19 protein-coding genes and 1 pseudogene are annotated in these 22,721 nt (G+C 44.8%); 11 read left to right on the top strand and 9 right to left on the bottom strand.

The features are described from left to right. Positions 1–2: 2 nt before the first annotated feature. From ACWYVB_RS01440 to pheT, 3 genes and pseudogenes are all read left to right on the top strand, one after another. A pseudogene (locus ACWYVB_RS01440) lies at positions 3–1,177 on the top strand (hypothetical protein). A 191-nt stretch (positions 1,178–1,368) separates the two neighbouring features. Then, positions 1,369–2,352 carry a phenylalanine--tRNA ligase subunit alpha gene (gene pheS, locus ACWYVB_RS01435; protein ID WP_005385470.1) on the top strand — a complete coding sequence of 328 codons (984 nt, stop codon included), beginning with the start codon at positions 1,369–1,371 and terminating at the stop codon, positions 2,350–2,352. Positions 2,353–2,370: 18 nt separating this feature from the next. Continuing rightward, complete coding sequence (gene pheT, locus ACWYVB_RS01430) at positions 2,371–4,758, top strand: phenylalanine--tRNA ligase subunit beta (protein WP_457527679.1); 2,388 nt, start codon at positions 2,371–2,373, stop codon at positions 4,756–4,758. A 217-nt stretch (positions 4,759–4,975) separates the two neighbouring features. On the opposite strand, the gene ACWYVB_RS01425 is transcribed toward pheT, so the two are convergent. After that, a complete protein-coding gene (locus ACWYVB_RS01425) occupies positions 4,976–5,857 on the bottom strand; it encodes an AEC family transporter (protein ID WP_457527677.1) in 882 nt (293 codons plus the stop codon). 533 nt (positions 5,858–6,390) lie between these two features. Between ACWYVB_RS01425 and ihfA the strand changes: the two genes are divergently transcribed. Then, complete coding sequence (gene ihfA, locus ACWYVB_RS01420; RefSeq protein ID WP_005377899.1) at positions 6,391–6,687, top strand: integration host factor subunit alpha; 297 nt, start codon at positions 6,391–6,393, stop codon at positions 6,685–6,687. Positions 6,688–6,810: 123 nt separating this feature from the next. Here ihfA and ACWYVB_RS01415 read toward each other — a convergent pair whose 3' ends face one another. Further along, positions 6,811–7,590 carry a RelA/SpoT domain-containing protein gene (locus tag ACWYVB_RS01415; RefSeq protein WP_006741655.1) on the bottom strand — a complete coding sequence of 260 codons (780 nt, stop codon included), beginning with the start codon at positions 7,588–7,590 and terminating at the stop codon, positions 6,811–6,813. Positions 7,591–7,906: 316 nt separating this feature from the next. On the opposite strand from ACWYVB_RS01415, the gene ACWYVB_RS01410 reads away from it, so the two are divergent. Next, positions 7,907–8,557: a thiopurine S-methyltransferase gene (locus ACWYVB_RS01410; protein ID WP_152812305.1), complete on the top strand. Its 651-nt coding sequence runs from the start codon at positions 7,907–7,909 to the stop codon at positions 8,555–8,557. A 73-nt stretch (positions 8,558–8,630) separates the two neighbouring features. On the opposite strand, the gene purT is transcribed toward ACWYVB_RS01410, so the two are convergent. From purT to ACWYVB_RS01375, 7 genes are all read right to left on the bottom strand, one after another. Further along, entirely contained in the window at positions 8,631–9,806 is a 1,176-nt protein-coding gene (purT, locus tag ACWYVB_RS01405) for a formate-dependent phosphoribosylglycinamide formyltransferase (RefSeq protein ID WP_457527674.1), read from the bottom strand. Between the two features lie 145 nt (positions 9,807–9,951). Beyond that, on the bottom strand, positions 9,952–10,839 hold the full coding sequence (cdd, locus tag ACWYVB_RS01400) for a cytidine deaminase (RefSeq protein WP_005397788.1): 888 nt from the start codon (positions 10,837–10,839) through the stop codon (positions 9,952–9,954). A gap of 443 nt (positions 10,840–11,282) precedes the next feature. Continuing rightward, positions 11,283–11,960: an LrgB family protein gene (locus ACWYVB_RS01395; protein WP_005377888.1), complete on the bottom strand. Its 678-nt coding sequence runs from the start codon at positions 11,958–11,960 to the stop codon at positions 11,283–11,285. A gap of 1 nt (position 11,961) precedes the next feature. Next, on the bottom strand, positions 11,962–12,336 hold the full coding sequence (locus ACWYVB_RS01390; protein WP_005397786.1) for a CidA/LrgA family protein: 375 nt from the start codon (positions 12,334–12,336) through the stop codon (positions 11,962–11,964). A 55-nt stretch (positions 12,337–12,391) separates the two neighbouring features. Further along, on the bottom strand, positions 12,392–13,813 hold the full coding sequence (gene sbcB / locus ACWYVB_RS01385) for an exodeoxyribonuclease I (protein WP_005397785.1): 1,422 nt from the start codon (positions 13,811–13,813) through the stop codon (positions 12,392–12,394). Positions 13,814–13,969: 156 nt separating this feature from the next. Next, positions 13,970–15,343: an L-cystine transporter gene (locus ACWYVB_RS01380; protein ID WP_005377885.1), complete on the bottom strand. Its 1,374-nt coding sequence runs from the start codon at positions 15,341–15,343 to the stop codon at positions 13,970–13,972. Positions 15,344–15,543: 200 nt separating this feature from the next. Then, positions 15,544–16,233 (bottom strand): NAD(P)H-binding protein, encoded by a 690-nt coding sequence (locus tag ACWYVB_RS01375; RefSeq protein WP_182018907.1) that lies wholly within the window; start codon positions 16,231–16,233, stop codon positions 15,544–15,546. 247 nt (positions 16,234–16,480) lie between these two features. Here ACWYVB_RS01375 and cobT point away from each other — a divergent pair, with 247 nt between their 5' ends. From cobT to ACWYVB_RS01345, 6 genes are all read left to right on the top strand, one after another. Next, a complete protein-coding gene (cobT, locus tag ACWYVB_RS01370; RefSeq protein ID WP_457527671.1) occupies positions 16,481–17,524 on the top strand; it encodes a nicotinate-nucleotide--dimethylbenzimidazole phosphoribosyltransferase in 1,044 nt (347 codons plus the stop codon). Continuing rightward, positions 17,524–18,330 (top strand): adenosylcobinamide-GDP ribazoletransferase, encoded by an 807-nt coding sequence (locus ACWYVB_RS01365; RefSeq protein ID WP_046874846.1) that lies wholly within the window; start codon positions 17,524–17,526, stop codon positions 18,328–18,330. Before cobT ends, ACWYVB_RS01365 begins: the two co-directional genes overlap by 1 nt. Next, positions 18,327–18,860: a bifunctional adenosylcobinamide kinase/adenosylcobinamide-phosphate guanylyltransferase gene (gene cobU, locus ACWYVB_RS01360; RefSeq protein ID WP_005397778.1), complete on the top strand. Its 534-nt coding sequence runs from the start codon at positions 18,327–18,329 to the stop codon at positions 18,858–18,860. Before ACWYVB_RS01365 ends, cobU begins: the two co-directional genes overlap by 4 nt. A gap of 11 nt (positions 18,861–18,871) precedes the next feature. Further along, positions 18,872–19,486: an alpha-ribazole phosphatase gene (gene cobC / locus ACWYVB_RS01355; protein ID WP_074191208.1), complete on the top strand. Its 615-nt coding sequence runs from the start codon at positions 18,872–18,874 to the stop codon at positions 19,484–19,486. A gap of 128 nt (positions 19,487–19,614) precedes the next feature. After that, a complete protein-coding gene (locus tag ACWYVB_RS01350) occupies positions 19,615–21,411 on the top strand; it encodes a M3 family oligoendopeptidase (RefSeq protein ID WP_457527668.1) in 1,797 nt (598 codons plus the stop codon). 274 nt (positions 21,412–21,685) lie between these two features. Beyond that, entirely contained in the window at positions 21,686–22,714 is a 1,029-nt protein-coding gene (locus tag ACWYVB_RS01345) for a succinylglutamate desuccinylase (RefSeq protein WP_457527666.1), read from the top strand. Positions 22,715–22,721: the final 7 nt, after the last annotated feature.

Here is a 22,721-nt window from a genome sequence, read left to right as displayed (position 1 = left end):
AAATGAACCGATCAAATGTTGGGTTGTTGCTTAGCGCAGCAACCTCTTTTTACTCGATGCCTCTTGCCGCCGTTGAGCTTGCTGGACAAGTCAATATTGAGCATCGTCAGTTTTTTGAAACTGGCTCTCTGGGTCAGAGCAAAGCGCAAACGTCATTGGTTTTGCAGCCAGAATTTTACTGGGAGATGCAAAATGGTGATGCGAGCTTTACCCTCACACCTTTCTATCGTTTGGATAGTCTAGACGATGAGCGAAGTCATGGAGACATAAGAGAGGCGCTTTATCTGACGTACTGGGATGATTATGAGCTTCGAGTTGGGATTAGTAAGGTCTTTTGGGGAGTGACGGAATCCGCACATTTGGTTGATGTAGTAAACCAGACAGACGCCATTGAAGCCGTCGATGGTGAAGATAAACTCGGTCAGCCAATGTTGCATTTCACCTCATTCAAAGACTGGGGCACCGTCCATGCAATGTTATTACCTTACTTTAGGGAGCGAACGTTTGCGGGCACTGACGGGCGCTTGCGAACCGAACCTGTTGTCTCAGATGATGCTATCTATGAATCAAGCAGAGAAGAAAAGCAGGTAGATGTGGCTTTTCGATATTCGAAAATGCTTGGCGATTGGGACGTAGGCCTGAGCTATTTATATGGAACAAACCGGGATCCTTACTTTCGTTTTGAGTACGGGGAATTAAAGCCTTACTACGCTCTGATGAGTCATGTCGGTCTCGATGTACAAGGAATCGTTGGCGATTGGTTATGGAAGCTGGAAAGTGTTTATCGAGGTAGTGCTGATAATCATGTCGGTCTTGTGACGGGATTTGAGTACACCTTCGTTGGCGCATTTGACACGGTTTGGGATGTGGGTGTGATTGGTGAGTACCTCTACGACAGTCGTGGGAATAACGCACAAACTATCGGTCAAAATGATGTGTTTGCAGGCATTCGTTGGGCGCTCAACGACGAGGACGGAACGGAAGTGTTGACGGAATCACAAAGGATTTAGATAACGCCGATGTTTACAATGCCAAGTTAGAAGCCTCGAGCCGAATATCGAATAACTTTAAGTGGCAAATTGATGCTTGGTTGTTCCAAAATGAAACGCCAAACGATTTGCTCTATTTCGCCCGAGATGACGATTTTATCGAGCTATCTATTCAATACTATTTCTAAAACAAAAGGGCACAACTTAACGTCAGATTAATGAAAGATGACATTTTTGACGTTTTTGTGCTCTTTTTATTCAATAACCTCTTCTTTTCGTAATTCAATTTGGCATTGGTGCCCGGTTTGGCTACTATGTACAGCTATCAAAAAACCAATCACTCCCTTATGGACACTACCAACAGGTAGATGAGGAAACGATGCAACATCTAGAAGAGATCATTGCTAGCGCGAGCACTGCAATTGAAGCTGCCGAATCGCTAGTCGCACTTGATGAAGTGCGTGTTCAGTATCTGGGTAAAAAAGGTGAGCTAACTGCTCAACTTCAAAGCCTAGGTAAACTACCACCAGAAGAACGCCGTGAAGCTGGTCAAGAAATCAACAAAGCGAAAGGCGTCGTTCAGCAAGCTATCGCAGCTCGTAAAGACGCACTACAACGCGCAGAGCTTGAAGCGAAACTAGCAGCAGAAACAATCGACGTAACACTACCAGGTCGTCGTATTGAAAACGGTGGTTTACACCCAGTAACTCGTACTGTAGAGCGTATTGAGAAGTTCTTTGGCGAACTTGGTTTTAACACCGAAGCTGGCCCAGAGATCGAAGATGCATTCCACAACTTTGATGCGCTAAATATTGCCGCTGATCACCCAGCGCGTACTGACCACGATACTTTCTTCTTCAATCCAGATTTGATGCTTCGTACTCATACGTCAGGCGTACAGATCCGTACGATGGAAAATGGTAAACCACCATTCCGTTTCATCGCACCGGGCCGTGTATACCGTAACGACTACGACCAAACTCATACCCCAATGTTCCACCAAGTGGAAGGTATGCTGGTTGATGAGAACGTAAACTTTGCACAGTTGAAAGGTATCCTGCACGATTTCCTATGTAACTTCTTCGAAGAAGAAGTAGAAGTACGTTTCCGTCCATCTTACTTCCCATTCACTGAACCTTCAGCTGAAGTAGACGTGAAAGGCAAAAACGGTAAATGGTTAGAAGTACTAGGCTGCGGTATGGTTCACCCGAACGTACTACGTAGCGTAGGCATCGATCCTGAAAAATACTCTGGTTTCGCATTCGGTATGGGTGTTGAGCGTCTAACGATGCTTCGTTATGGCGTGAACGATCTACGTGCGTTCTTCGAAAACGATCTTCGTTTCCTAAAACAGTTCAAGTAATCCAGAGGGTTCATCAACATGAAATTCAGCGAATCATGGCTTCGTGAGTGGGTAAACCCAGCGGTTACTACTGACGAACTCACTCATCAAATTACAATGGCCGGCCTAGAGGTAGACGACGTTCTTCCTGTGGCGGGTTCTTTCACTGGCGTTAAAGTGGGTCACGTTGTTGAATGTGGTCAACACCCAGACGCAGACAAACTTCGCGTTACTAAGGTTGACGTGGGTGAAGAAGAGCTTCTAGACATCGTTTGTGGCGCACCTAACTGTCGCCAAGGTCTGAAAGTAGCGGTAGCAACAGTTGGTGCTGTTCTTCCAGGCGATTTCAAAATCAAAAAAGCGAAACTACGTGGCCAGCCATCTCACGGCATGCTTTGTTCGTTCACTGAACTAGGCATTGATGTTGAGTCAGACGGCATCATGGAACTAGCAGAAGACGCAGTAATCGGTACTGATTTCCGTGAATTCCTAGGTCTAGATGACGTAACGGTAGACGTAGATCTAACAGCAAACCGCGCTGACTGTTTCAGCATTCGTGGTCTAGCTCGTGAAGTTGGCGTACTAAACCGTGCTGACGTGACTGAGCCATCAGTAGAAGCAGTTGCCCCTTCAATCGACGATAAAGTGTCTATTGAAGTGAAAGCTCCTGCTGCGTGTCCTCGTTACCTAGGTCGTGTTGTTAAGAACGTAAACGCTCAAGCTGAAACGCCACTATGGATGCAAGAGAAACTGCGTCGTTGTGGTATTCGCTCTATCGACCCTGTTGTAGACATCACTAACTATGTTCTTCTAGAGCAAGGTCAACCAATGCACGCATTCGATCTAGCGAAGATCGAAGGTGGCATCGTAGTTCGTATGGCTGAGCAAGGTGAGAAGCTAACACTTCTTGACGGCAGCGAAGCAGAACTAAACGCAGATACATTAGTTGTTGCTGACCACAACAAAGCACTTGCAATCGCAGGTATCTTTGGTGGTGAAGAGTCTGGTGTAACAACTGAGACTAAAGACGTTCTACTAGAGTGTGCATTCTTTGCACCTGACCACATCCGTGGTCGCGCACGTAGCTACGGTCTTCACACTGATTCTTCAATGCGTTTCGAGCGTGGTGTGGATTACGCACTACAAGTGAGCGCAATGGAGCGTGCAACTCAGCTTCTTGTTGAAATTTGTGGCGGTGAAGTAGCACCTGTTGTTGCAGTAGAGTCTGAAGCAGACCTACCTAAGCCAAACAAAGTTGCTCTACGTCGTACGAAGCTAGACAACCTACTAGGTCACCACATCGCTGATGCTGACGTAGTAGAAATCCTAGAGCGCCTAGGTTTGACTGTTGAAGCTTCAGAAGAAGGTTGGGTGGCAGTAGCGCCAACATGGCGTTTCGATATCGCTATCGAACAAGACCTGATTGAAGAAGTTGGCCGTATCTACGGTTACGACAACATTCCTAACCAACACCCAGCTGCAGCACTTAAGATGCACAACCACGTTGAAGCGGATCTTCCACTGAAACGCGTTCGTGATCTTCTTGTTGACCGTGGTTACCACGAAGCAATTACATACAGCTTCGTTGAGCCTGAGCAACAAAAGCTAGTTGTACCTGGTGTTGAGCCTCTAGTGCTTCCAAACCCAATTTCTGCAGATATGTCAGCAATGCGTCTTGGTCTTATCCAAGGTCTGCTGAACACGGTTGTTCACAACCAGAAGCGTCAACAGCCACGTGTTCGTCTATTCGAATACGGTCTACGTTTCATCCCATGTGAATCTGCAGAAAACGGCATGCGCCAAGAGCCTATGCTTGCAGGTGTTATTGCTGGTACTCGCGGTGAAGAGCATTGGGATATCGAAACTAACACGGTTGATTTCTTTGACCTTAAGGGCGATCTAGAAGCGATTCTAGAGCTATCTGCGAACGAAAAAGCGTACTCTTTCGCAGCAGCTAAGCACCCAGCGCTTCATCCAGGTCAATCTGCGGCAATCATCGTAGATGGCAAAGAAGTGGGCGTGATCGGTACCATTCACCCTGAGCTTGAGCGTAAGTTCGGTCTAAACGGTCGTACTATCGTATTCGAAATCGAATGGTCTGCAATCAACAGCAAAGTGATCCCAGAAGCGGTAGCACTTTCTAAATTCCCTTCAAACCGTCGTGATATCGCGGTAGTAGTGGATGAAGCTGTTGCATCTGGTGACATCGTTAACGCTTGTCTAGAGCAAGGTGGCGAGTTCCTTAAAGATGCGAAACTGTTCGACGTTTACGTAGGTAAAGGCGTTGAAGAAGGTAAGAAGAGCCTAGCAATCGCTCTGACTCTACAGTCACTTGAGCGTACGCTTGAAGATGCAGATATCGCTGGTGCGGTTGACGCTATCGTTGCTCACGTTTCTGAGAAGTTTGGTGCTGCTCTACGTGACTAAGCGTTAGACGAACTATCTCTCTTAAGAAACTAAAAACCCTGTCAAATCGGCAGGGTTTTTTTATGTTGAGCATTATCTTATTGTGATTCACGTACTAGGCCGTTTACGTCACCTCCAACAACCTCAAAAATCTGGACCAAACTTGAGGTAACGCTTAATCGAGACTTGGCATATATCGTTTTTCAGCCAACAGACGCTAACGCTAGCTTATTGGCGGCTAGGCAGCGAGTGAGAGGGTATAGCTAAGCAGAAGTGGCAGCGTAAGAATACTGAAAAAGTTGCCAAATAGTACCATTGACGCCACTTTCATGGGCTCTATATTCAGCCTTTCCGCAAATAGGTAATTCATGACGGCTGGTGGCAGCATTGTGAAGAGTACCATCATTTGCAATTGCATCGTTGGAAGGGGAATTAACCAATAAATAAGTGCAAATGCAACCGCCCCAGTTGCAAGCGACTGCACGGTACACAATACACCAACCTTTAAACCGTCCACTCTTAAATGACACATTTGCGCCCCCAGGGATAAAAGCATCACGGGTACTGCCGCTTGGCCAAGTAGAGCGGTCGCTTCGTATAAAGGTGCCCATGCACCCACATTTGACACGTTGAGAAACAGAGCCAACGACGCAGCTAAAAAGATTGGCATCTTGACTATTTGCTTAAAAGGGTTGCCATGACTAAGTAGCATTACACCTAAACTAATGTGCAAGCATGCTGACACGACAAATAGCAGTACTGCTGAGGATAGCGCAATTTCTCCAAACGTATAGGTAAACAAAGGAATAGCAAGGTTTCCGCTATTGCGAAACATATGTGGTGGTGCCCAGGTTTTAAACGACAGTGACGTCAATCGACATACAGGGATCATGAGTAGTGCGGGAACCAAAACCGCGACAATTGCTGCAAAAAGGAGTGGTCCCTGATTCGAGCCTAACGGCATGCTAACGAGCGAAGAAAACACCAGCGCAGGTGTGAAAACCTCAATGTTAATGCGGTTGATTGGACGAAAGTCAGGCTTGATGTAACAACCTACCAAATAGCCGACGCCGACAAGAGCAAAAACAGGGAAAAGAATATTTATGATTTGATTAATCATGGTCGCCTAGATGAAGTGTAAGGAGCTAATGTGGAGATACACGAAGAACCACATTATCAACCTTTATATATTGCGTCATCGCTGAACAGTGAGAAGCGTGGGTTTAATCAAGCTTTCTAAGCACAGTTACAAAGCCAGGTGGTCATACCATTTAGTTCAATTGTTACGTATCGAGTTACATACAAATCACTGAATTTACGACAAGTTCTATGTCAAGTGTCTGTTAAATAACCAATCTCTGATATTTTTATTAAATAGTGATTAATGTTGATATTTAAACTACTTTTAGTTTTATCAGCTGGATGTTTTTCCTATTAAAGAGAAAACAAAAACAAAAATATCAAAATGTTGGCGTTTAACAATAATTTACATAGTGCTATTCCTTTTGTTCGCCAAGAAAAAAGTTGGCGAAAATCATAAGCTTGTCATACACTTCCTGATGTAACCCCGATATGTTGTTGAATTGGTAGGGTAAAACTGCTCTGGCGCTACACTAACGTAGCATTGTTTAACATAGCTTTGAGGAAAGTTTTATGGCGCTCACAAAAGCCGAACTGGCAGAAAACCTGTTTGATAAATTAGGATTTAGTAAGCGGGACGCCAAGGAAACGGTGGAAGTGTTCTTTGAAGAGATTCGTAAGGCACTGGAAAGTGGCGAACAGGTAAAACTGTCAGGTTTTGGTAACTTTGATCTTCGTGACAAGAATGAACGACCTGGTCGTAACCCGAAAACCGGTGAAGATATTCCAATTACTGCTCGACGTGTAGTGACTTTTCGCCCGGGTCAGAAGTTAAAAGCTCGTGTAGAAAACCTGAAGAAAGTACAGTAAGCCGAATAAATGGATCACGCTAAGGCGTGGTCTTTTTTTTGCGTAAAACTTGTGTCGCATATAAACGAAAACCACCGCAATGCGGTGGTTTTTCTGTTTTTGAGTATATCTTAATGATATGGATTACGCTGCTTCTAGGTGCGTTGTTAAGTATGGTTGCCATGCTTGTTGGTACAAGTTTTTAGACTGTGCACGCATGTTGCGAATAGAAGCGAGTTCTAGTTCGCTTAGTTCGCGTTTCTCCATCATCGCTTGGCGTTCTAGTTTCTGGATTTTTTCGTATAGGTCGTGTTCAGGACCGCTTTTCACATCTGCGATGGCTTTTAAGTGCAGTTGAACTTCCGCAACTAGATTTGTCTTTGGTAAACGAACGAGTAAGTTCAAGTCTCTATAGCCTGAAGGACCAGGTTTTTTGAAGCGATTTTTTACTTTAACAATTGTTGTTTCACGCTCTAAGGTTTCATAAATGGAGACTAAGCTCGCGACGTCTTCAGCAACAATCGTGGCACGGGCTAGGTCAGTAATGCGTTCGACTTTTCCATCTAACTCCAAAGCTATTTTTTCTTCTGCTCGTTGTTTGGACTTTACGCCTGCGAAGTATGGCTGAGCATCATTAAGAAGTGCGGTACTTTTACAGATAGTTTCAAGCTCAAATTGTGCTTGGTGAGCTTTGCTGTAAAGAATGTCGAAGTCAGTGTATGGCTGAGTTGGAGTTGCGTCGATTGACTGAATACCATACAAGCCGCTAAGGCTATGTTTAAAGAGTTTCGAACAAACTTCGTTTTGGCTTGTTGAACGATTTTGATCGCCACTCGGCGCTGGGGTAATTGGAAGTGCGGCAAATGCCGGTGCACGGCTAAGTACCAAAAGCATCAATGCTGTAGTACGAAGAAATAAGCTCATTCACTCTCCTTAACTTGCTTGTACTTAGAAAATAGGGAACATAAAGGTCGCTAAGTTCGGCAAATCAGGTACTAACTTATTAATGGGGTCATTACGAAAGATTCCAAGGTTTCAGTTTTGTCTTGAAGTGGAATCGTGCGTTAGATCACCATTTCTCTTTTCTTTATTCTGTTTATCAGATAAAGGCGTGGTTCCTATAAGAACGTTTACATCCTATCACCGCTGTATTAACCAAAGATGAACGGCATAGACAAATTGAAAAAAATCGTTAGTCTTACTTCTCAAAATGAAAATCAGCCGACAAGTAGAAAGTAAAATGAGAGACCAAGAGTTTTGGCATAATAAATGGGCCAGTAATCAAATCGGATTTCACTTGGAAGATGTAAACCCGCTATTACCTGCATATTGGCAACACACAAACCCAAAGCGTGAAGACAAAGTGTTAGTGCCTTTGTGTGGAAAGTCAGAAGACTTGATTTGGTTGGCGATGAAGCATGATTCAGTTGAAGGTGTTGAGCTGAGCCATATCGCTGTTCGTGCCTTTTTTGCTGAACATTTTTATACGCCAACCGTGACGCCTGTTAATGGTATGCACGAGCTTTATCAATTTGATGAGCTTTCTATTTATACTGGGGACTTTTTCACTGCTCCAGTATCTCAAGCCGATATCATTTATGATCGCGCCGCGTTGGTTGCTTTACCGCAAGATATGCGAGAGGAGTATGTAGAGCGCCTCAAGCAACTTTTGAATCCAGGCGGTCGTATTTTGCTTGTTACACTCAACTATCCTCAAGAAGAGATGGCGGGGCCTCCATTTAGCGTGCCAGTTGAAGAGATTGAGCAGTTATTTTCAGGTTACAAAGTTACCTGCTTGAACGTAGATGAAGCTGATGAAAACCATCCTAAAATTGCTAAAAAAGGCTTAAGGCGCTTCTCTGAAGAAGTGTACTTAATCGAGAGTGAATAGGTTTTTCTCGGTTTGGAACACGAAATAGCGCAGCAATTAGAGCTGCGCTGTTTTTTGTAGGATTGGAGCTCGTTTAATAAGTAATATTCACTTTTGATGCACTTTCAATAGCACCTTGAACGGCCTCTTCGGTGGTTTTTCGTCGCGTAAGGACAACACCTAAACGACGGCGACCATCGATTTCTGGCTTGCCGAATAGACGAACTTGCGTTTGAGGTTGAGCTAAGGCTTTGGTTAGGTTGTCAAAGCGAATGTTTGTGGAAGTCCCTTGACCAAGAATAACGGCCGACGCAGATGGGCCATATTGTACGATATTATTAATCGGCATTCCGGTAAATGCACGTACGTGGAGAGCAAACTCTGACATTTCCTGAGAAATCATAGTGACCATGCCTGTATCGTGTGGGCGAGGAGAGACCTCATTGAAAATGACCTTATCGCCTTTAACAAATAACTCTACACCAAAGATGCCGTAGCCACCGAGTGCGTTGACTACTTTCTCTGCCGTGTATTCTGCTGCTTTTACTGCGTTTTCTGACATGGCTTGCGGTTGCCATGATTCGCGGTAGTCGCCATCTTCCTGACGATGGCCAATTGGAGCACAGAAGTGAACACCGTCAACGGCTCTTACGGTCAATAAAGTGATTTCGTAATCGAAGTCGATAAAACCTTCCACGATCACGCGACCTGCACCCGTACGTCCGCCTTCCTGTGCGTAATCCCATGCTTTTGCTACGTCGTCTTCGGTCTTGATGACACTTTGCCCTTTACCTGAAGAACTCATAACTGGCTTTACTACGCACGGGATGCCTACATGCTCAACCGCGGCTTTGAAGTCTTCAAAAGTATCTGCAAAACGATAAGGTGATGTTGTCAGTTCTAGTTCTTCTGCAGCCAAACGTCGGATACCTTCACGATTCATTGTTAGCTTGGTTGCCTTAGCGGTTGGAACAACATTCAGCCCTTTTTCTTCAAGCTCTACCAGTTTGTCGGTTGCGATAGCTTCGATTTCAGGTAGGACGTAAGTAGGTTGTTCCTTTGTAATAACTTCTTCTAAGGCGCTTCCATCTAACATATCGATGACGTAACTACGGTGAGCAACTTGCATCGCTGGAGCATTAGCATAGCGATCACAAGCAATCACTTCTAAACCAAGTCTCTGACATTCAATTGCGACTTCTTTACCGAGTTCGCCAGAGCCTAAAAGTAATACACGGGTAGCATTTGCGCTGGTTGCAGTGCCAAACATAGTGTTCCCTTACAAAATAGAGTGGTGAGACAGAAATTGCAGGAGATCATACTGAAGTTTCATGGCAAAGCAAACGTTTGCCTTTGGTTTTTAGGCAATAAAAAAGCTCTACATGCCGTAGAGCTTTTTATACTGAAATTGTCGCTTATACGTTGACAAAACTAAGTGGAATATCTGGATTTAACGCTTCTAACGTTGATTGCGTATCAGCCAAATGACTGATCTTGCCTTCTGAGTTTTCTACCAGAGCAGCGGCTTTGATATTGTCAAAGGTTTCACCCGCAAGTAGTACTTGGATCAGCGCAACTTGTAATGGCGGCAAGCTAGGGTTAAATGCTGCATTTTCCGCATAAGCACCTTGGAATACACGGCCGCTAGCCATTTCTAATGCTAAGCCACTCAGGTTGTTGGTATATGGTGAGTGGCTCATGTTCATCGCTTCAACAGCGCTTTGAATTAGAGTGTCTTCATCATCGCATGAGAACTGATGCTTTACTTCTGCCATTAAGCCGGATTCGATACCGAGATCGTTTGGTCCAAAGGCTTCAGGTAGGTATTCATGCAGTGACTTTTCTTCGCGTTCTGGGAGCTGGATTTTAAGCTCGTTTGCGGTAGATAACTCGTTCATGAACTGACGGCAGTGACCACATGGGCTGAAGTTAATAGTGATATCTTTAATACCACGTTCACCTTTCATCCAAGCGTGGCTAATTGCAGACTGCTCAGCGTGAACTGTTTGACCTAACTGAACACCAAAGAATTCCATGTTGGCACCGAAGTAAAGGCGACCTGAGAGACCACGAACGATAGCACCGACATAAAATTCAGAAAGAGGAGCATAGGAATATGCTGCGGCAAAAGGAAGTAGAGCAACACGAAGCTCTTTATCTGATAGACCGGTAGCTGAAAGCAACTGCTCAAACTGTTGAACTGAAAGCGTAGCATCAAAATCATCAGCTTGGATGATAGGAGCAAGTTGTTTGGAAAGTGCTTCGGGAGCGCCTGCTAGCGCCTGTTCAATGCGACTTTTCATGTTGAATCCTTGTTATTGCATGGACAGTTATTCTATGTGAAGGATAGAAATGTTCCGTGCGTTAGATCACGATAAATAATGCAATTGGTAATTCTGTTACATAATTAGAGTGAGCTCACACATGTATTCGATTGCACTGACGTGAAGCGTTATCTCCGTCTCACAATTAACCATATCAGTATATATTCATATGACCAAGACGCTGGGATATGTTAATTACGATGCCTACATGTCCACACAACGTTATTCCTAGATATCTAAGCAACGTTGAGTCAGTAATATTGCACTGAATGTTGAAGTTATTAGTGTGTATCTCGTCAGAGTACCTTAACGATCTTACTAGAACGGGTTGTTAGATGAGGTAATACAGAATTTTGGAAGGGATAAGGAAGAAACGGGAAGGCCACGGCCTGCCGGAAGGAGGGCAGACCGAGAGCGCTTAACTATTGATATAGCCAGACAGCCAAAGCAAAAAAGCTTGGAGCCAAAATAGAAGTGATGATGCCGCATAAAACCAATGCGAGTGATGAGAACGCGGCATCAATGGGCTGTTTCTCTGCACATGTCGCGGTGCCTAAGGCATGAGACACGGTACCCATTGTTAGGCCACGTGCAATCGGGTGTTTAATTCCAATTAAGTTGTAAATTGGGTATGCCAAAATCGCGCCCAATAAACCAACAATCAGAACCAAGATCGCCGCAACGGCAGCTTCACCACCGAGGTGACTCGAAATTTCCATTGCTATTGGCGTAGTGACGGATTTACCCACTAGACTTGCGATTAAACTGATATCCGCTTTGAAAGCGACTGCGATCAAGGTGGTTGTCATCATCGACATCACACTGCCTACTGTGCAAGCAAAAGTGATGATTCGCCAGTTTGCTTTAATCTGTGGTAGTTGTTCATATAACGGGTAAGCCAGAGCAACTACGGCTGGTTGAAGTAAAAAACTGATCCCTTCGTTATCCGCATAATACGTTTCAAACGGTACATTTAAGTAAGTAAGCAAAGGAATGAGCACTGCAATACTGATTAGCAAAGGATTTGCTAGAGGATTATTCACTTTGATTGCGATTTGGCGCGCGACAAGAAAAACCGCAATGGTAACAACTAACCACATATCAGTGCTTCTCCTTTAGCAAGTAGTCCAGCAGCCAAGCGAGGCTGACCAGTACAATGAGTGAGCCTCCAACTGCGCTAGCAATGATAGGGAGGGCATTAGCGAGTAACATATCGAAATGTTGCATTAATCCCACGCTAATAGGAACGAACAACAAAATCATGTAGCGGATAAATAGCGTGGCGCCCGGTTTGACCCAATCGACCTTTACAAGCCCAAGAGTCATGGAGAAAAACAGTACGAGCATACCGATGACACTTCCTGGGACGGAAACGCCAGTGAACTTTTGAATGGTAATTCCGATGCCAAGTGCTCCCATGATGAGGAAGATTGAAATGAGCAGTTGGATCAGTTGTAAGAATCGTTCTTTAATCATTTTGACAGTATATAAACAACAAGCACACCATAAGGTGCGCTTGTATTGGGAGGAGTTAAGAAGCTAAGCTCTCTACATAACGGTACACGGATTTTAATATCGCAATCTTCTTTTCGTCACTTTCATGTTCGTGAACTAAGTTTTCTAAATTCAGCATGTACTCTTCAATTTGGCTTTCAAACACTTCTCGACAGTGTAATGCCCAGCGTCTCTGTTCTTGCTCGTCTAATGTGCCTGGGAAGTTACGCGCACGATAGCGGAACAATAGAGGTTTAATGCGCTTGTCATCAAATTCAATGTCCAATGCGGCAAGATTGTTCGGGTCGGTTTCTCGAATGATATCCATGGCTGCGCGATCGGCCGGAGAGAAGAATCCGTCGTAAAGTTGCGTATCGACGTCATCACTTTTATCGAATTTACGCTCGACTGAAAAGAGGCTAATCAACTTTTCTCTAATTTCAGGATGTTGGCGCAACAAAGCGAGATTAGCGAGACATTGCTGGCGATCAATGCCAATAGACTCCGCATTTTCAGCCGTTAACGTTTTTGCAGGGGCGAGAATAGGGCATTTGTTTAAATGAACTAACTTAACAGGCACTGGTAGCAATTCACCAAGATCTTCTCGCTTAGTGTAGAGTCTTTCGTGTAGCTCTTCTGCGGATAGCTCTAGAATAGGCTGAGGGTCTTTCGCTAAATCGATAGTGATAACGGCGTTATTATTGGTTGGGTGCCAAGCAACAGGCACAATCCAGCTAGTGTACTGGCATTCGCGCCCTAGCATGCCTGAAACGTGCATCAACGGCGTCATGTTGACGATGTCGACTAATTCATTGAGCTTGCGCTTTTGGCGCATAGAAAAGAAGTAGTCAAACAATTTTGGTTGCGCTGCTTTGACTTTTTTCGCCATTTCGATAGTCGCAATCACGTCTGCCATCGCATCGTGCGCGTTACTATGTTCTATGCCGTTAGCAACAGACAAGTGCTCTAATTTAAAACTAGTGAAGCCATCTTCGTTTTCTGGCCACTCTACGCCTTCTGGGCGAAGGGCGTGGCACGCGCGTAATACATCGAGTAAATCCCAACGCGAGTTACCGTTTTGCCAACTCCATGCGTATGGGTCGATAAAGTTACGATAACAAGTATAACGGGTCACTTCGTCATCAAAGCGAATGCTGTTGTAGCCTAAACTGGTTGTATTTGGTTTCGCGAGTTCAGCGTGAATCTTAGCGATAAACTCAGGCTCAGAAAGGCCTTCTTGAACCGTTTTTTGCGGAGTAATACCAGTAATAAGCGCAGCTTCAGGAGACGGAAGATAATCAGCAGGTGGCTGGCAGTACATGACTAAAGGTTCGCCGATGATATTGAAGTTTTCATCTGTGCGGACACCAGCGAACTGGCTTGGGCGATCTTTCGCGGGGTTTGTTCCCCATGTCTCATAATCAAAGAAGAAAAAAGTGGGCTGATTATCTTGGTGCATTCTGCTTACCGTTTACAAAACCGATGACAGTATTAGACCATTCAACGCCTTGACTAGCAACGAAAGATGCAAGTTGAATTTTTGAAAATGAAAAAGCCGATGGCGAACCATCGGCTTGATACTTTACGTTTTATCGCTTTGGAAAGAATTTGAGTTCTATGCTCGTGTTTCTTCCAATGTTGCTTCACTTTCTGGTGACTTCAGCACTCGGCTAGCAATTGTACCCGCAGTCATTGATCCTGAAACGTTCAGTGCGGTACGTGCCATATCGATCAATGGTTCAATAGAGATAAGCAGCGCCGCGATGGTGACAGGCAAGCCCATTGCAGGAAGAACAATCAATGCTGCAAACGTCGCGCCGCCACCCACACCAGCGATACCAAATGAACTGATGGTGATAATCGCAATCAATGACAGGATAAAGTGTAGATCCAGTGGGTTGATGCCCATTGTCGGAGCTACCATCACTGCCAGCATTGCAGGATAGATACCTGCACATCCGTTTTGGCCGATAGTGGCACCAAACGATGCTGATAGGTTTGCAATTGCTGGTGGAACGTTAAGCTTGGTGATTTGCGCTTCTACGTTTAGTGGGATCGTTGCTGCTGAGCTACGAGATGTAAACGCGAAGGTCAGTACAGGCCAGATTTTCTTAAAGTATTCCGCAGGGCTAACGCCGACAAACGAGACTAATACGCCGTGAACAACAAACATCAGAGCGATAGCAACATAAGACGCCACAATAAAGCCAAGTAGGTTTAGGATGTCGCCTGCGCTTGATGTCGCTACCACTTTTGCCATCAGTGCTGCGATGCCGTATGGCGTTAACGCCATGATCATCTTCACTAATCGCATAACGATTGATTGAGCTGCTTCTACGAAAGTACGAATCGGTGATTCTAACTCTGCTTTTTCCATCATCACCTTACGAGCGGCGATACCGGTTAATACACCGAAGATAACGACAGCGATAATTGAGGTCGAGCGAGCACCTGTTAGATCAGCAAATGGGTTGGTTGGAATGAAGCTAACTAGCATTTGAGGAATAGTTAGGTCACTTACTGTACCGGCACGGCTTTCTAAAACGGCGATACGAGCGGTTTCACGCGCGCCTTCAGTTAAACCCTCTGCTGAAAGGCCAAATGTCGTTGTCACCAAGATACCGATGAGTGCAGCAATTGCAGTCGTTACAAGAAGAACAGAGATGGTCAGGCCAGAAATTTTACCTAATGATCCACCTTTTTCCAATTTAACAACTGCAGAGATCATCGATACCAATACTAGTGGCATGATGACCATTTTCAGTAGACCAACGTAGCCACTGCCTACAATGCCTACCCATTCAAGTGTTTGAGCAATTGCGCTGTTGCCTTCACCGTGAATGAGTTGCAAAGCAAGACCAAAAAGAGAACCAGTAACAAGACCGATTAAAACGAGACGAGAGAGTGTGTGTTTCTTTTGTTGTTGGTTAAATAGAAAGAACAATATGCCAACAAAGACGGCTAGAGAGGCTATCACTGCAAAATTCATAATCTGACCTTATCAACCTGCCGAAATGGCGGTTGTTTTTTATACGGGGTTTTATACGGATTTGTTTATGGGGCGTAAGATAACGCTCGCGATATAACTTTAAAAATGACAAACGGGTATTAGCTAGATCTAAAATGAATATAAAAACGAGATCTAAGTCGCGTGAGAGTGTGAATTAGCACGTTAAATGTACAAAATGGTTATTCGTAGTGATGCAGTAAGTCACGCATTTCTTGCCTTTGTAAGTAAACCACCGAATCTTCTTGATAACTGAAAAGTTGATAAATCATCGCTTTGGCGACATCTTCCGCTCGAATAGGTAAAAAGTTGGACAGTTTGCCAAGCATGAGTGGGCGAATTACCTTAAACAGAATTTGCACTAACTTCTCGTCCGTTCTTGGACTTTGACGTTGACCAACAAGCGGGCCTGGGCGAACAAACACGATTTCCTCAAAACCCATAGCTTCGATTCTTTGTTCCATTTGTCCTTTACAGGCTAAGTAATGGGATGGTGATTTACTATTTGCACCAAGGCTAGAAACAACCGCAAGGCGTTTGACTCCGATCGTTTTCATCTGTTGGGCGACTTTACACACCAGATCAACATCTACTCTACGCAAATTATCCTTACTACCAGCTTGCTTAAGAGTTGTGCCTAAACAGATAAAGCCGATGGTCGGTGTTGGTTGGTTATCATCCCATTGGTGGATAGAGAGGTCGGCATCAATGAGAGGAACAAGCTTATTGTCCGCATCTAGGACGCCATCGAGTGGGCGGCGAGAAAGATAATATAAGGTACCAACACCTGATTGATTTATGAGGTTTGTAATGACTTTTGAACCGACTAAGCCAGTCGCCCCAGCGATGATGGCGCAGGTGTTGTTATCCATGTCCTTTCTCCTATATGGGAATATAGCCTAAGCTATTGTAGCGGATTTCAAGGAGTTACTTATAATCGAATGCTCGAAAGGTGAGATGCTCTGCGAACTCAGTAGACTTTCCTAACAGAAATCTGATTAGCGCTGCCCCAAGCGGATGCAAGGGTATACAATAGTGGACGCTCAAAACTGGGGCTGAGCAAGATTTCTTAATCAATGGAACACCTCTCACCCAGACAACATCAAAGGAACGTAAAAAATGGATGACTCTTTTGCAGCGGAGATACAAGCGCGCATAGATAACAAAACCAAACCCGTCGGTTCTTTAGGCTTATTGGAAAAGGTGGCACTACAGCTAGCTCTTATTCAAAGTCAGGATAAACCTCAGCCAGTCGATTCCATCGCTATCTGTAAACCGAGCATGCTGGTATTTGCTGGAGATCACGGCGTTGCAGAGGAGGGCGTAAGTATTGCGCCAAGCGAAGTCACTCAGCAAATGGTGGCTAACTTTCTCGCCGGCGGCGCAGCCATCAACTGCTTTTGCGACATCAATGGCATCCAACTCAAAGTAATAGATTGCGGCATGTTGGCACCTATTGATGTGCTGGTTCCAGAATTTAAGTTTCATCCAAACTTGGTTGAACAACGGTTGGGTAACGGTACGGCTAATTTCTCTAAACAATCAGCGATGTCCCCAGAACAAGTGGCGCTAGGTTTAGAGTATGGTGCGAAGATTGCTGAGCAAACCATTTTGTCTGGCTCAAATCTATTGATGTTCGGTGAGATGGGCATTGGTAACACCAGTTCGGCTTCCGCACTGTTATCGGCGCTGAGTTCATTAGATATTGACTATTGTGTTGGTGTCGGTACAGGAATCAATCAACAGCAGTTGAGCCGTAAATATAAACTAGTGGCACAGGGCGTGAACCGATGTCGAGGTCTTGATACTAAAGCGGTTCTCGCACAGGTTGGAGGCTTTGAAATCGTACAAATGGTAGGCGCTTTTTTAGAAGCCAAGCGGCTTAAAACCCCAGTTTTAGTGGATGGATTTATCGTATCGGTTGCTGCGTATATTGCAACGTTGCTAGACGAAGAAGCTCGCGAATACATGTTGTTTGCCCACCGCTCCGAAGAAAATGGACATAAGTTTGTATTAGAGTACCTAAAAGCAGAACCTCTACTCGATCTTGGTTTACGATTAGGGGAGGGAACCGGAGCCGCTCTTGCCTTACCCTTGTTAAAAGCTGCTGCCCAGTTTTACAACAAGATGGCGAGTTTTGAGAGTGCAGGAGTTACAGTATAGTGTCAGTCCCTGATAATTCTGAGAACGTCACGCCGTCATCGTTAAGATACCAGTGGGAGTTGTTTCTATTAGCTATCAGTTTTTTTAGTCGCTTACCCGTCCCCCAAGCCTTGCCATACAGTGAAGAACGCATGAATCAGGCCGGTCGTTACTTCGCGTTAGTTGGTCTCGTGCTTGGAGCGCTTTGTGCTCTGGTATTTTCGCTCACCTCAATTCTTTTCCCAGAATCGGTTGCCATAGTATTAACGATGGTGTTTAGCTTATTGTTAACAGGGGCATTTCACGAAGACGGCTTGACTGATATGGCGGATGGCATTGGCGGTGGCATGACTGTCGAGCGACGCCTCTCTATTATGAAGGACAGCCGCATTGGCACTTATGGTGCAGCCACTCTCATTATGGCGTTATTGGCTAAGTATGTTTTTTGGAGTGAACTGGCTAACTTACCGCAGTTTTGGTTGGTCATTGTCGTCGCTTATACCGCAAGCCGAGCACTAGCCGCGACGCTTATTTATGACATGCCTTATGTCAGTGACAGTGATACGTCGAAAAGTAAACCGCTGGCAAATAGCCAGTCTTCTTTAGAAGTCTCCATTTTGTTGTTTACTGGTGGCATAACATTGCTTGTGCTTGGTATCACGCAGGCGATCTTTATATCGCTTGTTCTCGTGGTATTTCGTTTGATGTTCAAACGTTGGTTAACCAAGCGAATTGGCGGCTTTACGGGGGATTGTCTTGGCGCAGCGCAGCAGCTATCGGAACTGCTTGTTTATCTCACTATGATTGGGTTTTATCACATCTCATGAAGCAATTGATACTCGGTGGCGCGCGCTCTGGGAAGTCGCATTTGGCGGAAAAAACAGCCAAGCAATTATCGACCACTTCTCAACACTCATTACATTATGTTGCAACCGCGCTGCCATTTGACCAAGAAATGCGAGAGCGAATAGCGCATCATCAAAAGCAACGAGGGGGCGAGTGGCAAGAGCATGAATGCCCCCTTCATTTATCTGAGTTACTGACAAATTTCGCTAACACCGATGTTGTACTGGTCGATTGTTTAACCTTGTGGCTCAATAATTGGATATTTGAGTTAGGTGATGAATGTTCCAATGAGAAGCTAGAAGCAGAAATTGAAAAGCTTATACAGGTGGTACGTGGCTCAGATGCGACGTTAATATTCGTCTCTAACGAGGTTGGAATGGGTATTGTGCCTTTGGGGGCGGTTAGTCGTTACTTTGTGGATAATGCAGGACGGATGAATCAAAAACTAGCCAGTGTTTGCCATCGTGTTACCTTTGTTGCTGCTGGTTTGCCGTTGGTTCTTAAAGAGTAGGATGGAACAAAATGAAAACACTCAATATCTATCTTGTGCGTCATGGAAAAGTAGATGCTCCACCAGGACTCCATGGCCAAACAGATGTAAAAGTTACGCCTGCTGACCAAGAAAGCATTGCTCGGGCTTGGATCGAGAGTGGACGAGGTGTGGGTGGAGTGATTTGTTCTCCTCTTTCACGTTGTCAAGAACTGGCAAATATAATTGCTGAACAGCAATTATTACCAGTAATGACGGATGAATCTTTACAAGAGATGGCATTTGGTGATTTTGATGGTATGCCTTTTGATATGCTCACTGAGCAGTGGAAAAAGCTAGATGCTTTTTGGCAATCGCCAGCACAACATACGTTGCCGAACGCTGAGAGCTTAAGCACATTTTCTGAGCGCATATGTCGCGTTTGGTCTCAAATCATCAACGATATCAATGACAATCTACTTATCGTCACGCATGGTGGCGTCATTCGTATGATTCTTGCTCATGTATTGGAGTTAGATTGGCGTAACCCCAAGTGGTATTCGACGTTGTCGATAGGAAACGCTTCTGTCACGCATATAACAATTACCATAGATGAGCAAATTTACGCCTCGGTGCGTTCGATTGGCGTACCTCTTTTAACTCGTTAATTTATAAATATTAAAATGCCCAAAGCGATACTGCTTATGGGCATAGTCACGGAAGATGTCAGTGGAAGCCCATCTGCTAGGTGCAGGAAGCGAAAATTGACTCAGTTACATAAAAAGGAAATATAGAAATGACAACGCCGAGTTGGGATTTGTCCATCGTTTATAACGACCTTTCTGACCCACGAATTCAAGACGATATTGCTCTTGTTGAACAATGTATTGATCTTTTGAATAAACAATCAGCAGATTGCGGCAACGTAGAGATCATGCAAAATGCGATTTTGACCAATGAAGCCGCGAGTCGTTTAGCGGGCACAGTTGCAAATTTTGCGAGTTGTTATGCTTCTGTTGATGCAACAAACGCCGAAGCGAAATCGTTACTTGGTAAAATGACCCGCATCTTTTCGGAGCTTTCTCAAGCGTTCAGTCCCTTTGATTTGACACTAACGCATGCCGACGAAGAGTTTATCTTGCGCGTGTTAGATCATGAGAATCCTGATATCAGTGGGCAAGCATTTTCTATCTTGAACTCCAGAAAGCTGGCGGATACTCGTCTTAGTAACGCCGAAGAACAGTTACTTGCTGCGATGAGTGTGGATGGTAAATCGGCTTGGGGTAACCTATACGATAACCTGACTGGCTCATTGAAAGTGAAGCTTGAGTATGCAGATGGTAAGAGTGAAGTGCTTGGGTTTTCTCAAGCGGCAAGCATTCTTTATGGTTCTGAATTCGAGCGTCAAGAAGCCGCTTGGCGAGGCGTACAAGATGCAATGCAAACGCACCAAGAATCATTCGCTGCAATTTTGAATGCGTTAGCAGGATGGCGTTTAACTGAAAACAAAAAGCGTTCGACGAAGCGTGAAGTTCACTTCCTAGAGCCGAGTTTGCATGGTAGCCGAATCCAAGCTGAAACTTTAAATGCGATGATGACCGTAGCCAAAGACAGTCGAGCTATTGGTCAGAAAGCGGGTTTATTGATGGCGAAAGTACATGGTCTGGATGAGATGAAACCTTGGAATCATCTGGCGGCTATGCCTGCTTTGAGCGGTGAAGCGAAGGTCTACGACTTTGATGAAGCGATTGATGTTATTTGTGAAGCATTTGAAACAGTAAACCCTGAGATGTCGGAGTTTGTCCGTTTGATGGTACAAAACGGATGGATTGATGCCGCGCCAAATGCCAGCAAGCGCCTCGGCGCATACTGCACCAAACTGCCAGCAACGCGAACACCCCTTGTGTTTATGACTTGGAGTGGCAGTCGCTCAGACCTTATGACTCTTGCACATGAACTTGGCCATGCGTTTCATAACTGGGTTATTCGTGATTTGCCACTTTGCCAAACTTACTATCCAATGACGTTAGCAGAAACCGCTTCTATTTTTGCAGAAAACATCGTTCGTGATCATTTGATTTCGAAAGCGGAGAGCGTCGATGAAAAGCTCGAGATGTTGTGGGAAGAGTTGTCATCTGCGCTAGCTTTAATGATCAACATTCCGGTTCGCTATGAGTTTGAGAAATCGTTCTATGAACGCCGCCAGGATGGAGAGTTAACCGCAGATGAATTCTGTGAGTTGATGTCTGAAACTTGGAAAGAATGGTATGGCGACGTAATGAGCGAGCCGGATCCGTACTTCTGGGCAAGCAAGCTGCACTTTTCTATCGATAGTGTGAGTTTTTATAACTACCCATACCTGTTTGGTTTCTTATTCAGCAAGGGTATTTATGCACAGCGAGAAACCAAAGGCGAAGCGTTTTACACCGATTACATCAATTTGCTGCGCGATACTGGCTGCATGATGGCGGAAGATGTTGTCGAAAAGCATCTATCGATGGATTTAACTCAACCAACGTTTTGGCAGCAGAGCGTTGAGCTAGTGCGTGACAAAGTCGATGAGTTTGAGCGTTTACTCGCACAGCGCGGCTAAGTTTTTCGCAGTGTTGATGCATAATCTGCTTTATAGCTACAAAAATTTGATCAAATCATAATGATCTTAATCAGGGCTGTGGTAAAGTTCACAGCCCTAACACTTTGTAATTGTTTAAAAATTAAACGCCTCAATGCTTGATTTGAGTGCCTGGCGCGAAAAGGTATCGGATTTTCGAGGGAAATAGTGATTTCTACTCATAAGTGAGATCGCAGCAACAAAAATCCTTTGTACAATTTATTAACATACCCGCCGTGCTATTAAGGAGTAACGCATGACGAAGTCTCTCTTTCGCCAATCGTTTTTAACTGACACGTTAGATGTTCATATCGATGTTGCACCAGCGGAGCAGGTGCTTTCTAACGGTGTAAAACTTAAACTCTATCAGCGTGGTGTATTAGAAGTAATCCCTGCGAATTATACTCAGGATACGAAGAACATCATCATCTCTTGTGGGGTTCACGGAGATGAAACCGCACCGATGGAGCTGGTGGATTCCATTATTCAAGACATAGAATCTGGGTTCCAGACGGTCGATACCCGTTGTCTATTCATTATCGCTCATCCAGAATCCACTCTGGCGCACACGCGATTCCTTGAAGAAAACCTCAACCGTCTTTTTGACGAAAAAGAACACAAGCAGACAAAAGAGCTTGTCATCGCTGATACGCTAAAGTTGCTTGTTCGCGATTTCTATCAGGATACCGACCCGACAACACGCTGGCATCTTGATTTACACTGCGCGATTAGAGGTTCGAAGCACTATACGTTTGCAGTAAGTCCTAAGACTCGTCATCCTGTGCGAAGCAAGGCATTAATCGATTTCTTGGACAGTGCACACATTGAAGCTGTGCTCTTGTCAAACGCACCATCGAGTACGTTTAGCTGGTACAGTGCCGAGAACTTTGGTGCGCAGGCTCTGACAATGGAGCTTGGTCGTGTGGCTCGTATTGGTGAAAATGACCTCGATAAATTGACTGCGTTTGATTTGTCTTTACGTAATTTGATTGCGGAAACGAAGCCAGAACACCTACCAAAACCATGCATTAAATATCGCGTAAGTCGCACAATCGTTCGCCTGAACGAAGACTTTGACTTTATGTTCGACGACAATGTTGAAAACTTCACTTCATTTGTTCACGGCGAAGTGTTTGGTCATGATGGCGACAAACCATTAATGGCGAAGAACGAAAACGAAGCGATTGTCTTCCCGAACCGCCATGTCGCAATAGGTCAACGTGCAGCTCTGATGGTTTGTGAAGTGAAAACCCGTTTTGAAGAGGGCGAGTTGGTTTACGATTAATCCAACA

Source organism: Vibrio sp. JZG10 (assembly GCF_054064075.1).
The sequence above is the reverse complement of the archived record's forward strand: the minus strand, read 5'-3'. Positions and strand labels throughout refer to the sequence as shown.